At 73.3% G+C, this 13394-nt stretch carries 12 protein-coding genes; 8 read left to right on the top strand and 4 right to left on the bottom strand.

Annotated features, from left to right (window positions below; all coding sequences use genetic code 11):
- Positions 1–11 precede the first annotated feature (11 nt).
- On the bottom strand, positions 12–389 hold the full coding sequence (locus HZU84_RS00805; RefSeq protein ID WP_149502841.1) for a c-type cytochrome: 378 nt from the start codon (positions 387–389) through the stop codon (positions 12–14).
- A gap of 108 nt (positions 390–497) precedes the next feature.
- Complete coding sequence (gene queA / locus HZU84_RS00800) at positions 498–1667, bottom strand: tRNA preQ1(34) S-adenosylmethionine ribosyltransferase-isomerase QueA (protein ID WP_149502842.1); 1170 nt, start codon at positions 1665–1667, stop codon at positions 498–500.
- A gap of 31 nt (positions 1668–1698) precedes the next feature.
- Here queA and HZU84_RS00795 point away from each other — a divergent pair, with 31 nt between their 5' ends.
- The 8 genes from HZU84_RS00795 to HZU84_RS00760 all read left to right on the top strand — a co-directional run bounded on the left by HZU84_RS00795 (position 1699) and on the right by HZU84_RS00760 (position 11063).
- Complete coding sequence (locus tag HZU84_RS00795; protein WP_149502843.1) at positions 1699–1923, top strand: AbrB/MazE/SpoVT family DNA-binding domain-containing protein; 225 nt, start codon at positions 1699–1701, stop codon at positions 1921–1923.
- The gene (locus HZU84_RS00790) at positions 1920–2327 is read left to right on the top strand and encodes a type II toxin-antitoxin system death-on-curing family toxin (RefSeq protein WP_149502844.1); all 408 of its coding nucleotides are present in this window, start codon (positions 1920–1922) and stop codon (positions 2325–2327) included. The genes HZU84_RS00795 and HZU84_RS00790 overlap by 4 nt, the downstream gene beginning before the upstream one ends.
- 61 nt (positions 2328–2388) lie before the next feature.
- A complete protein-coding gene (gene recG / locus HZU84_RS00785) occupies positions 2389–4404 on the top strand; it encodes an ATP-dependent DNA helicase RecG (RefSeq protein ID WP_244954499.1) in 2016 nt (671 codons plus the stop codon).
- Positions 4405–4583: 179 nt separating this feature from the next.
- Entirely contained in the window at positions 4584–6524 is a 1941-nt protein-coding gene (locus tag HZU84_RS00780) for a methyl-accepting chemotaxis protein (RefSeq protein ID WP_149502846.1), read from the top strand.
- 25 nt (positions 6525–6549) lie between these two features.
- Entirely contained in the window at positions 6550–7326 is a 777-nt protein-coding gene (locus HZU84_RS00775) for an OmpA/MotB family protein (protein ID WP_180692733.1), read from the top strand.
- Positions 7323–8015 carry a hypothetical protein gene (locus HZU84_RS00770; protein ID WP_149502848.1) on the top strand — a complete coding sequence of 231 codons (693 nt, stop codon included), beginning with the start codon at positions 7323–7325 and terminating at the stop codon, positions 8013–8015. The genes HZU84_RS00775 and HZU84_RS00770 overlap by 4 nt, the downstream gene beginning before the upstream one ends.
- Before the next feature lie 43 nt (positions 8016–8058).
- Positions 8059–9237, top strand: coding sequence for a CaiB/BaiF CoA transferase family protein (locus HZU84_RS00765; protein WP_149502849.1), 1179 nt, complete (start codon positions 8059–8061; stop codon positions 9235–9237).
- The gene (locus HZU84_RS00760; RefSeq protein ID WP_244954426.1) at positions 9234–11063 is read left to right on the top strand and encodes a PhoX family protein; all 1830 of its coding nucleotides are present in this window, start codon (positions 9234–9236) and stop codon (positions 11061–11063) included. Before HZU84_RS00765 ends, HZU84_RS00760 begins: the two co-directional genes overlap by 4 nt.
- 129 nt (positions 11064–11192) lie before the next feature.
- Here HZU84_RS00760 and HZU84_RS00755 read toward each other — a convergent pair whose 3' ends face one another.
- Positions 11193–12236, bottom strand: coding sequence for a pirin family protein (locus HZU84_RS00755; RefSeq protein WP_149502851.1), 1044 nt, complete (start codon positions 12234–12236; stop codon positions 11193–11195).
- 66 nt (positions 12237–12302) lie between these two features.
- A complete protein-coding gene (locus HZU84_RS00750) occupies positions 12303–13331 on the bottom strand; it encodes a LacI family DNA-binding transcriptional regulator (RefSeq protein ID WP_149502852.1) in 1029 nt (342 codons plus the stop codon).
- Positions 13332–13394 lie beyond the last annotated feature (63 nt).

Here is a 13394-nt window from a genome sequence, read left to right as displayed (position 1 = left end):
TCAGTGGTGCATCAGAGCGCCAGGATCCACTTCACCAGATCGCGGGCATCCGCTTCCTTGATGGCGACCGCGTTGGGCGGCATGGCCAGGCCCGAGGCCTTGCCCTTCCAGTGGCTGTCGTAGGGGTTGGAGCCCTTCAGCACGATCTGGGTCAGGGTGTCGGCGGCCTGCTTGTCGCTCTTGTACTTGGCGCCGACATCCTTCCAGGCCGGGCCGATCGGCGCCAGGCCGTCCGGACCCTTGGCGCCCGGCTCGATGTGGTGGCAGGTCATGCAGCCGCTCTTGGTGGCGAGCGCCAGCATCGCGTCATCCTTCGCCTTGTCGGCCAGGGCGGCGCCGCTGGCGAGCAGGGCGATCGCGGCGGCGAGGGCTTGGGTGCGGGTCTTCATGGTGGCTCCTGGAGTCGCGGCTTCGGCCGCGGGTTGAATCGGATGCCTCCAAGGTAGTGGCGCGCCGCGCCCCAAGGTTGCGCAAGATCAAGCGTGCGGCGGCTTTTGTCAGCGTGGCACAGCGCTGTTGCCAGATGGATCGCCGTCGTTGCCGGCAGATGCTGCACGCTGGAGCAGCATCGCGTCGCCGTAGCTGAAGAAGCGCATCCGTCGCGCGATCGCGTCGGCGTAGAGCGTGCGGATCGCGTCGAAGCCGGCGAAGGCGCTGACCAGCATCATCAGCGTGCTGCGCGGCAGGTGGAAGTTGGTCACCAGCCGGTCGACGACGCGGAAGTCGAAGCCCGGCGTGATGAAGATGTCGGTGTCGCGCGCGCCGGCGCGCGGCAGCCGGTCGGGTGTGCCCAGCGCGGCCGATTCCAGCGAGCGCAGCGTGGTCGTGCCGACCGCGATCACCCGCCCGCCGCGCGCGCGGGTCTCGGCGATGGCGTCGACGGTGGCCTGCGGCACCTCGAACCATTCGCTGTGCATGCGGTGGTCACTGATCGACTCGACCCGCACCGGCTGGAAGGTGCCCGCGCCCACATGCAGCGTCACGCTGGCGCGGCGCACGCCGCGGGCCTCGAGCGCCGCCAGCACGCCCTCGTCGAAATGCAGCGCCGCGGTGGGCGCGGCCACCGCGCCGGGCACGCGCGCGAACACCGTCTGGTAGCGGCGTGCGTCGTCCTCGTCGTCGGCATGCGTGATGTAGGGCGGCAGCGGCACATGGCCGAACTGCTCCAGCAGCGTCAGCGCGTCGCCGGGCAGGCGCAGGTGGAAGAGGCCGTTCTCCGGGCCGCAGCGCCCCAGCACCTCGGCGGCGAAGCGCTCGCCGGCGGCATTGTGGAAATGCACCGTCTGGCCGGCGCGCGGCGACTTGCTCGCGCGCAGATGCGCCCAGACCTCGTGGCGGCCGTCCTCGGTGCCGGGCAGCACCCGCTCGACCAGCGCCTCGACGCTGCCGCCGGTGTCCTTGGCGCCGTGCAGCCGCGCGCGGATCACCCGGGTGTCGTTGAACACCAGCAGGTCGCCGGGCTCGAGCAGGTCGGGCAGCTCGCGGAACACCCGCTCGGTGGCCGGCAGCGCGCGCCCGTCGAGCAGGCGCGAGGCGCTGCGTTCAGGCGTCGGATGCTGGGCGATCAGCTCCTGGGGCAGGTCGAAGTCGAAGTCGGCGACGGTGTGGTTCACGGGTTCACGCGGGAGAGCTTGCGAAGGGAAGGGCGGCGGCGCAGAATGGTGCATCGTATAACATTGGTTATAACCGGAGTCCGCCATGCACGCACTGAAGCTTACCCAGATCGGCAACTCGGTCGGCGTCATCCTGCCCAAGGAGATCCTGGCGCGGCTGAAGCTCGAGAAGGGCGACTCCCTCTACCTCACCGACAGCCCGGACGGACTGCGCCTGACTCGGCAGGATCCGGTGTTCGAGGAACAGATGAAACAGGCGCGCGAGGTCATGAAGGCGCGCCGCGCGGTGCTGCACGAGCTGGCCAAATGAGCGAGCCGGCCAACCCGGCATGGGTCTGGATCGACGCGGCCGTGCTGAGAGCGGTTCACGAGGAGCAGCTGGTCGAGCACGGCGGGGCGCCGGGCGTGCGCGACATCGGCCTGTTCGAGTCGGCGCTGGCGCGACCCCGGCATCTGGTGATGTATGGCGAGCCGGACCTGGCCGCCTTGGCGGCGGCCTATGGCTACGGGCTGGCACGCAATCATCCGTTCGTCGACGGCAACAAGCGCACGGCCTTCGTCGCGATCGAGCTGTGCCTGCTGCTCAATGGCCAGCAGCTGGCCGCGGATGACGCCGCGTGCGTGCTGACCACGCTGGCGCTGGCCGCGGGCGAGCTGACCGAGGATGAGCTGGCCGCCTGGCTGCGCCGGCACATGACGGCCCGTGAGCGCTGACCACACCACCACGGACGCCGCCGCCCCGAAGGCCGCGGCCCGCTCCGCCCCGCAGCGGGCGATGGACAAGCTCGGCCTGGTGCGCGACATCGACCTGGCGCTGCACCTGCCGCTGCGCTACGAGGACGAGACGCGCCTGACGCCGATCGCGGCGCTGCGCGAGGGCGACAGCGCGCAGGTCGAGGGCGTGGTGCGCTCGTGCGTGGTCGAGACGCGCACCCGCCGCCAGCTGGTCGTGCGGCTGGTCGAGGGCGCGGCCGAGCTGGTGCTGCGCTTCGTGCATTTCTTTCCGTCGCACCAGAAGACGCTGGCGGTGGGCGCGCGGGTGCGGGTGCGCGGCGAGGTGCGCGCGGGCTTCTTCGGCCGCGAGATGGTGCATCCGGTCTTCAAGGCGGTCCCGGAGGGCGGCGCGCCGCTGGCCGAGGCGCTCACGCCGGTCTATCCGGCCAGCGCGCAGCTGCCGCAGGCCTACCTGAGAAAGGCGGTCGAGTCGGGCCTGCGCCGTGCGCCGCTCGACGAGGTGCTGCCCGCCGGCGTGGTGCCGCGCGGCCTGCCGGCGCTGCGCGAGGCGCTGCAGCTGCTGCACCATCCGCCGGTGGGCACCTCGGCCTGGCAGCTCGAGGAGCGCAGCCATCCGGCCTGGGCGCGCATCAAGTTCGACGAGCTGCTGGCGCAGCAGCTCTCGCAGCTGACGGCGCAGCGCGAGCGCGCCCGGCTGCGCGCGCCGGTGCTGGCCGCCGCAGACGGGCAGGGCGCGCCGGGCAGCCTGCACGCGCGCCTGCTGGCGGCACTGCCCTTCGGCCTGACCGGCGCGCAGCAGCGTGTCTGCGCCGAGATCGCCGCCGATCTGGCGCGGCCGCAGCCGATGCATCGGCTGCTGCAGGGCGATGTCGGCTCGGGCAAGACGGTGGTGGCGGCGCTGGCGGCGGCGGTGGCGATCGACGCGGGCTGGCAGTGCGCGCTGATGGCGCCCACCGAGATCCTCGCCGAGCAGCATTTCAGGAAGCTGCTGCAGTGGCTGGAGCCGCTGGGCATCGGTGTCGCCTGGCTGACCGGCAGCCGCAAGGGCAAGGCACGCGCCGCGATGCTCGAGCGGGTCGCCTCGGGCGAAGCCGCGCTGGTGGTCGGCACGCACGCGGTGATCCAGGAGGAGGTGCGCTTCGCGCGGCTGGGGCTGGCGGTGATCGACGAGCAGCACCGCTTCGGCGTGGCGCAGCGGCTGGAGCTGCGCCGCAAGCTCGCCGCGCAGGCGCTCGAGCCCCACCTGCTGATGATGAGCGCCACGCCGATCCCGCGCACGCTGGCGATGAGCTACTTCGCCGACCTGGACGTCAGCACCATCGACGAGCTGCCGCCCGGGCGCACGCCGATCGTCACCCGCGTCTTCGCCGACGGCCGCCGCGACGAGATCATCGAGCGGGTGCGCGACGAGGTGGCCAAGGGCCGCCAGGTCTACTGGGTGGTGCCGCTGATCGAGGAGTCCGAGGCGCTGGACCTGCAGAACGCCACCGAGACGCACGCGCGGCTGGCCGCCACCTTCGACGGCGTCGCGGTCGGCCTGCTGCACGGGCGCATGCCTTCCAGCGACAAGGCGGCGGTGATGGCCGAGTTCTCGTCCGGCCGCATGAGCGTGCTGGTGGCCACCACCGTGATCGAGGTCGGCGTGGACGTGCCCAACGCCAGCGTGATGGTGATCGAGCACGCCGAGCGCTTCGGGCTGGCGCAGCTGCATCAGCTGCGCGGCCGGGTCGGGCGCGGCGCGGTGGCCAGCGTGTGCGTGCTGCTCTACACCTCGCCGCTGTCGCCGACCGGGCGCGAGCGCCTGAAGGCGATGGCTGAGACCACCGACGGCTTCGAGATCGCCCGGCGCGACCTGGAGATCCGCGGCCCCGGCGAGTTCATGGGTGCGCGCCAGTCGGGCGACGCGCTGCTGCGCTTCGCCGATCTGGGGCAGGACGGCGCGCTGCTCGAGCGCGCCCGCGCGGTCGCGCCGGCGCTGCTCGAGCGCCATCCGGCCGCGGCCGCCGCCCACATCCAGCGCTGGCTGGGCGGGCGCATGGAGTTCCTGAAGGCCTGAATCCGGCTGAACCCGGCTGAACCCGGCTGAATCTGAAACCGGTCGCGCCGGAACTTGAGGAAGAAAGTCACGCCGCCGAAATAAGCCCTGCTTTTCCGGCGATTCCCGGCCGGGGGCGGATTCAAGAATCGGCCCGTCCTGCAGCTTCCGTGGCCTGCAGTCGAGTCGGGAGTCGTGACTTGAATGCCTTTTCCTTCCTTCGTGGCGAGATGCTGATCTGGCTGGTGTTCTCCGGCATCCTGCTGTCGGCGATCGGCCTGTTCCTGTTCTGGTTCCTGCCGCCGCTGCGCCGGCTGGGCGCGGCGCTGTCCGAGACGCTGGCCGCGCTCGGGCCGGCCGGCGAGCCGTGGACGCTCGACCGCTCGACCACCGTGCGCCAGGTGGTCGCGGCTCACCCCGAGCTGCGCCAGGCCTGGCAGGAGACCGAGCAGCGCATCATCGCGGTGCCGGTGTCGGGCCGGCTGCGGGTGCTGATGCTCGGCTCGCCGCGCGACCTCTGGACGCCGAACCGGCTGCTGGCCGGCCGGCTCAATGTCGAGCTGGCCGAGGCAGTGCCCAATCTGCTGGTCGGCATCGGCCTGTTCTTCACCTTCCTGTTCCTGACCGGCGCGCTGATGGGCGCGACCTCGGCGCTGTCGCAGCAGGGCGGCGCCTCGGCCGATCTGCTGGATGCCACCCGCGGGCTGCTCGACACCGCCGGCGGCAAGTTCCTGACCTCGCTGGCGGGCCTGGGGGCCTCGGTGGGCTGGACGGTGGCGGCCCGCCGGGCGATGGCGCGGGTGCAGGACCGCTGCGAGCTGCTGCTCGAGGCGCTGGCCGAGCGGCTGCCGCCCAACGGCACCGAGCTGGCACTGGTCGAGCAGCTGCGCCAGGGCGAGGCGGTCAACACCCGGCTGGACGCCAGCCATGCCCGCGCCGGCGAGCTGCTGACGGTCGCACGCGAGCAGCGCCAGCTCTTCGCGCAGTTCCGCGATCAGGTCGCCGAGCACCTGGGCCGCTCGATCAGCGCCTCCATCGTGCCCGAGATGGAGGCGATGAGCCGGCGCATCGTCGCCAGCCTGGACGGCCTGACCGGCCAGATCTCGGCGATGAACCAGCAGGCGCTCGAGCAGATGATGCGCGACCACGCCGGCCTGATCCAGCAGTCGACCCGCCACGAGATGGGCGAGCTGCGCGCGGCGCTGACGCTGATGTCGGAGCGCCTGCAGGCCTCGGCCGGCACGCTGGTCAACGGCGCCGACGATGTCGCCGGCGTGCTGCGCGGCGCCGGCCAGGACCTGCAGATGCAGCTCACCGCCGCCTCGCGCGCCTGGAGCGACTCGGCGCAGGCGACCTCGAACGCGTTCGGCAGCAGCATCGCCACTTCGGTCGACGCGCTGGGCCGTGCCGGCACCACGCTGGGCAGCACGATGGAGCAGGCGGTGGCCTCCTTCAGCCAGAGCGCCGCGCAGGCCACGCAGTCGCTGCAGCAGGCTGGCAGCGAGCTGGAGAGCGGCGTGACCCGCATCGGCGGCGTGCTGGGCCGTGGCGCCGAGGATCTTGATGCGGCGCAGCACAAGCTCGCCACCAGCGCGGTGGCGATGCGCGATGTGCTGGCCGACATGAGCAGCCAGGGCCGCCAGGGCGCCGACCAGATCCGCGCGGTGGCGCAGCAGCTGCGCGACACCCTCACCCAGCTGGACCAGGTGCAGCCGCGCTGGGCCGGCACCACCGACCGCCTCGGCCAGATCGCCGAGGAGATCGGCCGCGCGCTGGCCAGCGTCGAGACGCTGGCCCGGCAGCAGCAGACGCTGGTCGAGACGGTCGGCCAGAGCGCACCGCAGGCGCTCGAGGCGGTGCGCCAGGTCGGCACGATGCTGGAGCAGTCCGGCCGCGACACCGCTGCGGCGATGCAGTCCGGCCGCGACGCGCTGACCGGCAGCAGTGCGGTGCTGGCCGCCGCGGTCGAGTCGGTGCGCAGCAGCATCGAGCAGGGCGCCGCGCAGGCGCTGGCCCAGCAGCAGCAGCTCGACGGCCACCTGGCCCGCGCGGTCGGCCAGATCGGCGGCGCGGTGCGCGAGCTGGCCACCTTCACCCGCAGCCTCGAGGACCTGCTCGAGGAGCGGGTCGCGGCGGTCTGATCCCGGAGCGACGACGATCATGCTGATGACCCGACGCACCGCGCCTGCGGCTCCCGGCGCTCCCGCCCGGGGCGAGGGCGGCTATCTGGCCTCGGCCTCCGACCTGATGATCGGTCTGCTCTTCGTCTTCATCATCCTGGTGGTGGTGCTGGCGCTGGAGCAGCGCCGCCAGGCCATCGAGATCGAGGCGAGCAAGAACGAGCTGCGCGGCCAGGCCGATCCGCGCGGCAAGGTGACCGACACCATCGGCCAGGCGATGCTGGCGGCGATGCCGACGGTGCGCATCGATCCGGTCACCGGCGTGATCTCGCTGCCGGAGGATGTGCTGTTCCCGATCGGCCGTGCCGAGCTGGGGGCCCAGGGGCGTGCGGCGCTGCATGCGGCGGTCGACGGGCTGGTCGAGGTGCTGCCCTGCTATGTGGCCAACCAGAAGGTGGCCAGCGGCTGCGCCGGCAACCGCGCCGGCCACGAGATCGACACCATCTACATCGAGGGCCACACCGATAGCCGCCCGATGGCGCGCGGCGCCTACGACAACACCAGCCTGTCGCTGGACCGCGCGCGGGCGGTGCATGCGGCGCTGGTCGAGCAGAGCCCGCTGAACGGCTACCGCAACCGGCTGGCGCAGCCGCTGTTCTCCTTCAGCGCCTATGGCGACAAGCGCCTGCTGCCCGGCATCGATCCGACGGATGCACGCAACCGCCGCGTCGATCTGCGCATCGTGCTGACCTACCGCACGCCTTCCGAGCTGGAGGCCACGCTGACCCGGGCCCGCGCCGCCGACGCGGCCGCCTCGCGATGAGCGCCGCCGAACACTGGTCGCAGACTGCTGCGGCGGTCGAGGCGCTGGCGGCTCAGCTGCGCCGCCCCGATCCCGCGCCGCCGGTCGATCCGGTGCCGGGCGACGCGCAGCGGCTGGGGGTGCTGCTGCGCCAGCGCCTGGCGCAGGCGGGCGCCGATCCGCGCCGGGGTCTGGCGCGCGCCGAATGGCGCCGGCTGCCGCTGGCCTTCTGGGTGGACGGCGAAGATCCGCTGCCGCTGGTCGAGCCGGAGCGGATCGCGCTGTACTGGCAGCAGGTGCTGCCGGCGGCGCTGGCGCGGGGCGATGCTGCCGCGGCGGCGCGCTGGCGGGTCGAACTGCTCGCCGGCTATGCCAACGGCTTCGACCAGGACGGGCCGCTGCTGCGCTCCTTCGCCGCGTCGCTGGCGCGCAGCTGGGCCGGCGTCGGCGACGCCCCGGGCGATGCCTGGGCGCGCCGCATCGCCGCGCTCGACCGGGCGACCAGCCTGTTCACGCCGTCGAAGGCGGTCGCTGGCCTGGCTGCCGATCTGAAGGCGCATGACGGCCTGTCGTCCGGCTGGCTGGCCCGGCATGGGCTGTGGCCGGACTTCTTCCGCTCGGCGCTGGGGCGTGCGGTGATGCGGGCGCTGCCGCAGGTGCCAACGCGGCCGCCGGTGCCAGTCGGCGAGTTCGAGACCTGTCTGGCCTAGCCCCTGGTGCCGGCGGGCGGCGTGTCGCGGTAGATTCGGTGCCATGTCCGATACCGCCACCCCCTCCCATTCCTCCGACGCCGCCCGTTCGCGCAGCCCGCTGGCCGGGCTGAAGGTGCTCGAGCTCGGCCAGCTCATCGCCGGACCCTTCGCCGGCAAGACGTTGGGCGACTTCGGCGCCGAGGTCATCAAGGTCGAGCCGCCCGGCACCGGCGATCCGCTGCGCCAGTGGCGCCTGCTGCACGATGGCACCAGCGTCTGGTGGCAGGTGCAGAGCCGCAACAAGAAGAGCGTCGCGCTCGACCTGCGCACCGAGCAGGGCCGCGCCGACGTGCGCCGCCTGGCCGCCGAGTGCGATGTGCTGATCGAGAACTTCAAGCCCGGCACGATGGAGAAGTGGGGCCTGGGCTTCGACGATCTGGCGCGCGACAACCCCGGCCTGATCATGCTGCGCATCAGCGGCTACGGGCAGACCGGCCCCTACCGCGACCTGCCGGGCTTCGCGGTCGTGGCCGAGGCGATGGGCGGCATGCGCCACTTGATGGGCGAGCCGGGCCGTGCGCCGGTGCGCGCCGGCGTCAGCCTGGGAGACACGCTGGCGGCGCTGCACGGCGTCATCGGCGTGCTGCTGGCGCTGCAGGCGCGAGCGCGCACCGGGCGCGGCCAGGTGGTCGACGTGGCGCTGTTCGAGGCGGTCTTCAACTGCATGGAAAGCCTGCTGCCCGAGTACAGCGCCTTCGGCGCGGTGCGCGAGCCGGCCGGCTCGGCCTTGCCCGGCATCGCGCCGAGCAATGCCTACCGCTGCGCCGACGGCCAGGTGGTCATCGGCGGCAACGGCGACTCGATCTACCGCCGGCTGATGAGCGCCATCGGCCGCGCCGATCTGGCCGAGGCGCCGGATCTGGCCAGCAACGCCGGCCGCGTCGCCCGGGTCGACGAGATCGACGCGGCGATCACGCAGTGGACGGTGCAGCGCCCGGTCGACGCGGTGGTGGCCGCGCTGCAGGCGGTGCAGGTGCCGGTCGGGCGCATCTACACCGTGCGCGACATCGCCGCCGATCCGCACTACCGCGCGCGGCAGATGATCGAGCGCATCGTCACCGCCGACGGGCTGGCGCTGGAGGTGCCTGGCGTGGTCCCGAAGCTCGGCGACACGCCCGGCGGCCTGTTCCGGCCGGCGCCGCGCCTGGGGGAACACGACGGCGAAGGATGGACGCGATGACCGAAGCCGACGATCTTCTTCCGGCCGATCCGGCACGCCGGCGCGGGCTGGGCGCGACGGCGGCCTGGATGATGCTGGCCAGCCTGGGCGCCGGGCGGGCGCAGGCAGGCCGCACCGGCACGACGCCGGCACTGGCCTTCACGCCGGTGCCGATGACGGTGGAGGCGCCGCTGGCGGTGCCGCCGGGCTACACCGCGCGGGTGCTCTACGCCTGGGGCGACGCCACCGGGCAGGCCGCCGTCCCGCCGTGGCGCAGCGATGCGGTGCCGACGCCGGCCGAGCAGACGCTGCAGGCCGGCATGCATCACGACGGCATGGCCTTCTTCCCGCTGGGCGGGCGCGGCGTGCTGAACGGCCGTCACGGCCTGCTGGCGCTGAACCATGAATACACCGACGAGCGCCTGCTGCACCGCGATGACGCCTCGCTGGCGGGCGGCGCGCGCACGCCGGAGCAGGTCGCGCGCTCGCAGGCCGCGCATGGCGTGTCGGTGATCGAGGTGCGCAGCGAGGGCGCGGCCGCCGCCTGGTCGGTGGTGCGGCCCTCGCGCCAGGCGCGGCGCATCACCGCCCGCACGCCGATGTCGGTGAGCGGCCCGGCCGCAGGCCACGCGCTGCTGCGCACCGCCGCCGATCCCGAGGGCCGGCGCATTCTGGGCACCTTTGCCAACTGCGCCGCCAACGCCACGCCCTGGGGCACCTACCTCACCTGCGAGGAGAACATCCAGGGCTATTTCGAGCCGCCGGCCGAGCTGGATGCCTCGCAGCGGCGCTGGGGCCTGCAGGCGGGCGGGCGCGGCAACTGGGCGCGCTGGCATCTGCACGACGAGCGCTTCGACCTGCGCCGCCATCCCAACGAGTTCCACCGCTTCGGCTGGGTGGTCGAGATCGATCCCCACGATCCGACGATGACCCCGGTCAAGCGCACCGCGCTGGGCCGCGCGGTGCACGAAGGCGCCGCCACCGGCGTGTCGAAGGACGGCCGCGCGGTGGTCTTCATGGGCGAGGACGCGCGCTTCGAATACATCTACCGCTTCGTCAGCCGCGACCGGGTCCGCCCCGGCGGCTTCGCGGCCAACCGCGACCTGCTCGATCACGGCACGCTCAGCGTCGCGCGCTTCGATGCCCAGGGCCGCGGGCGCTGGCTGGCGCTGACGCACGGGCAGGGCGGGCTGACGCCCGAGAACGGCTTTGCCGACCAGGGCGAGGTGGTGATCCGCACCCGCGAGGCCAGCGACCGCCTCGGCGGCACGAAGATGGACCGTCCCGAGTGGACCGCGATCAGCCCGGTCACCGGCGAGGTCTTCGTCTCGCTGACCAACAACGCGCAGCGCGGCAAGCCCGGCCTGCCCGGCGCGGACGCGGCCAATCCGCGTGCGCCCAACCCGACCGGCCACATCCTGCGCTGGCGCCACGGCGGCGACCTGGCGGCCGAGACCTTCCAGTGGGACATCGTGGCCCTGGGCGGCGGCGAGACCGCGGGCGACGCCTTCAGCGGCCCCGACGGCCTGACGGTCGACCCCTTCGGCCGGCTCTGGGTGGCCACCGACGCGGCGCCGATGCTGGAGGCCGCGCCCGGCGAGCGGCTCTGGCTGCCGCGCAACCAGCTGCTGGCCTGCGATCCGGTGGCGCCGGGCGGGCCGCAGATGCGCCGCTTCCTGGTCGCGCCGCCGGGCTGCGAGGTCACCGGCCCGGTGATCACGCCTGACGGCCGCACGCTCTTCCTCAACATCCAGCACCCCGACCCCGGCTGGCCCGCGCCCGGCGGCCGCCCTCGCTCGGCGACGGTGGTGGTGACCAAGGACGACGGCGGGGTGATCGGCGGCTGAGCGGCGCTCCCGCCGCAGCCCCGTCATTCCGCGAAGGCGGGAACCTACGAGTCGCCGCCGCCGTGCCCTGCGTGGGCCCCCGCCTGCGCGGGGGTGACGGGACTTTGGGGTGACGGGACGGGCAGCGTGTCACTCCGGCCGCTCGACGCGGCCGTCCGGGTGCCGGGCGAAGCGGGCGGCGTCCGGTCCGTGCACCGGCGCGGCGTCGTCCCAGGACCAGCCGCCGAAGCCGGTGCGCTGGTAGTCGGCGAAGGCCTGGCGGATCTCGGCCTGGGTGTTCATCACGAAGGGGCCGTACTGCGCCACCGGCTCGCCGATCGGGCGGCCCTGCAGCATCAGCAGCTCGGCCGGCGTGGTGCTGGTGTTGACGATCTCGGCCGGCCGCTCGGCGGCGAGGTCGATCGCGCAGTGGCCCGGCACCGGCTGGTCTGCGATGCGCAGGCCGTCGCCGAGGAAGAAATAGAGCCGGCGCTTCGTCGCCGCGCCACCCCGCGCGGCCGGCAGCGTCAGCCGCGCGCCGGCGTCGAGCCTGAGCGTCCAGATCGCCACGTCGGCCTCGGCCACGCTGGCCCAGGAGTCGGGCGGCGGGCTGGGCGGGGCGGCCAGATCGGGCAGGGCGCCGGCCACGCACAGCAGCTTGGCGCGCCGGCCCTCGGCATCGGTCTCGACGTGGCGGGGCATCGTGTCGGCCCAGAACATCGTGAAGTGCGGCTCGGCGAACTTGCTGCGCGCCGGCAGGTTCAGCCAGATCTGGAACAGGTCGAGCGGGTTGGGCGCGTCGGTGCGCAGCAGCGGGAACATCTCGCTGTGCTGGATGCCGCGCCCGGCGGTCAGCCACTGCACGTCGCCGTCGCCGTAGCGCGCCGCAGCGCCGGCCGAGTCGGCATGGTCGATGCGGCCGGTGCGCACCAGCGTCACCGTCTCGAAGCCGCGGTGCGGGTGGGCTGGGAAGCCGGGGACCGACTGGCCGTGGTACATGCTCCAGCCGTCGCGGCAGGAGAAGTCGCTGCCGATCTGGCGGCCGGCCAGCGACGCCGCCGGGCCGAAGCGGCCGTTGCCGGCGGGGTAGCGGTCGTCGTGGTGGACGCAGAAGAGGAAGGGGTCCTGCGTCGGCCAGGGGAAGCCGAGGGGCAGGAAGGTCGGTGCGGGCAGATCGGCGTCGGGCGTGGACATGGTCGGGGCGGGCCGGCGGGCCCGGGTGACGGGGTTCCCGGACTGTACGCCCCGACGCCTTTCCCCTCAGGCCGCGTCGACCCGGCGCACCGACTGCCGCCGCACCAGTTCGGGCGCGACATCGCGGATCACCGGGCGGTCGCGGCCGTAGCAGCGGTTGATCAGGTCGCGCGTGGCCTGCGTGGCGACCGCGCCGATGTCGATGCGCACCGTGGTGAGCGCCGGCCAGACATGGGCGGCGAACTCGCAGTCGTCGTAGCCGATCACCGACAGGTCCTCGGGCACGCGCAGGCCGGCGGCCGCGAGCACGCTGATCGCCGCGATGGCCATCGGGTCGTTGGCGCAGAACAGCGCCGAGAAGGGCAGGGGCGCCGGGCCGCAGCGCGCCAGCAGCGCCTCGGCGGCCGCCCGCCCGGAGGCCGGCGTGAAGTCGCCGGTGATGATGTGCTCGGAGGGCACCCGCACGCCGGCCGCCCCGAGCGTGTCGAGAAAGCCGTGCAGCCGCGCCTCGTTGTCGGGCGCGTGGTGCGGGCCGCTGATGATGGCGACCTCGCGGTGCCCGGCTTCGAGCAGGCACTGCGCGGCCAGCCGGCCGCCGAGCGCGTGGTCGCTCGAGAAGCACACCGATTCCAGCCCGGGCACGATGCGGTTGAGCACCGCGATCTGCGGCATCTGCGCATGCAGCTGGCGGAGGTCGTCGTCGTGCAGCGCGTGGCTCATCAGCAGCAGACCGTCGCATTCGCGCTGGCGCAGGAAGTCGATGCCGTCGAGCGCCTGCAGCCGCGCGTCGCCGCAGGCGCCGCCGCTGGCGGTGACCATGTGGCGGTCGACATCGCGCAGCTCGCGTCCGATCGTCTCGAGCACCGCGCCGTGGAACAGGCCCTGGTACTGCGGCACGTACACGCCCAGCATGTCCAGGCTCTTGCGCGACAGCGCACGCGCGATGCTCGAGGGCCGGAAGCCCAGCGTCTGGATGGCCTGCTGCACCCGTGCGGCCGTCTCCGGCGCGACCGGGCCCTTGCCCGAGATCACCCGCGAGGCGGTTCCGACACCCACGCCCGCCAGGCGGGCGACATCCTTGATCGTGCTGGCCATTGTGCTTGTCGTGCTCGTCGCTGCAGGAGTGGGGGCAATGCAAGAGGAAAAGGGTCGATTCTG

Source organism: Sphaerotilus sulfidivorans (genome assembly GCF_013426975.1).
GTDB classification, from domain to species: Bacteria; Pseudomonadota; Gammaproteobacteria; order Burkholderiales; family Burkholderiaceae_C; genus Sphaerotilus; species Sphaerotilus sulfidivorans.
Note: the sequence above shows the minus strand (reverse complement) of the source record. Positions and strands in the feature narration are given on the sequence as shown.

What these genes read in the sequence shown, in the direction of transcription:
- HZU84_RS00795 (WP_149502843.1), top strand. Translation starts at nt 1,699, where the DNA reads ATGCACGCACTGAAGCTTACCCAGATCGGCAACTCGGTCGGCGTCATC.
- HZU84_RS00765 (WP_149502849.1), top strand. Translation starts at nt 8,059, where the DNA reads ATGTCCGATACCGCCACCCCCTCCCATTCCTCCGACGCCGCCCGTTCG.
- HZU84_RS00775 (WP_180692733.1), top strand. Translation starts at nt 6,550, where the DNA reads ATGACCCGACGCACCGCGCCTGCGGCTCCCGGCGCTCCCGCCCGGGGC.
- HZU84_RS00760 (WP_244954426.1), top strand. Translation starts at nt 9,234, where the DNA reads ATGACCGAAGCCGACGATCTTCTTCCGGCCGATCCGGCACGCCGGCGC.
- HZU84_RS00805 (WP_149502841.1), bottom strand. Translation starts at nt 389, where the DNA reads ATGAAGACCCGCACCCAAGCCCTCGCCGCCGCGATCGCCCTGCTCGCC.
- HZU84_RS00770 (WP_149502848.1), top strand. Translation starts at nt 7,323, where the DNA reads ATGAGCGCCGCCGAACACTGGTCGCAGACTGCTGCGGCGGTCGAGGCG.
- HZU84_RS00750 (WP_149502852.1), bottom strand. Translation starts at nt 13,331, where the DNA reads ATGGCCAGCACGATCAAGGATGTCGCCCGCCTGGCGGGCGTGGGTGTC.
- HZU84_RS00790 (WP_149502844.1), top strand. Translation starts at nt 1,920, where the DNA reads ATGAGCGAGCCGGCCAACCCGGCATGGGTCTGGATCGACGCGGCCGTG.
- recG (WP_244954499.1), top strand. Translation starts at nt 2,389, where the DNA reads ATGGACAAGCTCGGCCTGGTGCGCGACATCGACCTGGCGCTGCACCTG.
- queA (WP_149502842.1), bottom strand. Translation starts at nt 1,667, where the DNA reads ATGCACCATTCTGCGCCGCCGCCCTTCCCTTCGCAAGCTCTCCCGCGT.
- HZU84_RS00755 (WP_149502851.1), bottom strand. Translation starts at nt 12,236, where the DNA reads ATGTCCACGCCCGACGCCGATCTGCCCGCACCGACCTTCCTGCCCCTC.